The sequence below is a fragment of the Castellaniella daejeonensis genome (assembly GCF_039523555.1).
In the GTDB taxonomy this organism is placed as follows: Bacteria; Pseudomonadota; Gammaproteobacteria; order Burkholderiales; family Burkholderiaceae_B; genus Castellaniella; species Castellaniella daejeonensis.
Map to the genome: position 1 here is coordinate 1 of NZ_BAAAFN010000028.1, position 963 is coordinate 963.

The window sequence follows — 963 nt, forward strand, 5'->3', positions numbered from 1 at the left end:
AGATCTTCTGGTTTTACTGGATGATCGGCAGGTTCCGGGAGCGGGCAGGAGCTTACGGATTTGCAGGCGTTTGGCCCGATTCGCAAGCGACGCTCAGGCAGTGAAGTCCGGCGTAAGCCGGGGCCCGTGGGGCTTGACATTGAAACGTTGATATGTTTTAATTTCGGGCTCGACAGCGAGGCGTGAAGGCCTTGTCGATCGGGTGGATGTAGAGCGGTTTGAGCACGGTTTGAACGAAGTTTGCGCCGGTTCGAAGCAAAACAGCCACTTGACACGACATAAAAAGTTCTTCATAATCTCGTTTCTCTGCTTCACGCAGAGTTGCTCTTTAAAAACTTAACAGCCGATAAGTGTGGGCGCTTGATGACAAGCGGCGCTGACCGGTGCGACAGGTTTTCACGAACGTGGCGCAAACCGGAGAAGCAAAGCAATACACTCAAGTGCTCATACAACAGAAATGAAGAAGTAAGGTTTTAAGAAACCAGACTTCGTCTTTCTTTGAGCATAGCGACGTATGAACCGACCGCTTCGGCGGTTGAGGAAATACGATTACAGGAATTGAACTGAAGAGTTTGATCCTGGCTCAGATTGAACGCTAGCGGGATGCTTTACACATGCAAGTCGAACGGCAGCGCGAGAAAGCTTGCTTTCTTGGCGGCGAGTGGCGAACGGGTGAGTAATGTATCGGAACGTACCCAGTAGCGGGGGATAACTACGCGAAAGCGTGGCTAATACCGCATACGCCCTACGGGGGAAAGGGGGGGATCGCAAGACCTCTCACTATTGGAGCGGCCGATATCGGATTAGCTGGTTGGTGGGGTAAAGGCCTACCAAGGCGACGATCCGTAGCTGGTTTGAGAGGACGACCAGCCACACTGGGACTGAGACACGGCCCAGACTCCTACGGGAGGCAGCAGTGGGGAATTTTGGACAATGGGGGAAACCCTGATCCAGCCATCCCGC

At 53.3% G+C, this 963-nt stretch carries 1 rRNA gene; it reads left to right on the forward strand.

Going from position 1 to position 963, the window contains the following annotated elements:
- Nucleotides 1–560: 560 nt before the first annotated feature.
- Nucleotides 561–963, forward strand: a 16S ribosomal RNA gene (locus ABD022_RS14815); the annotation flags it as partial.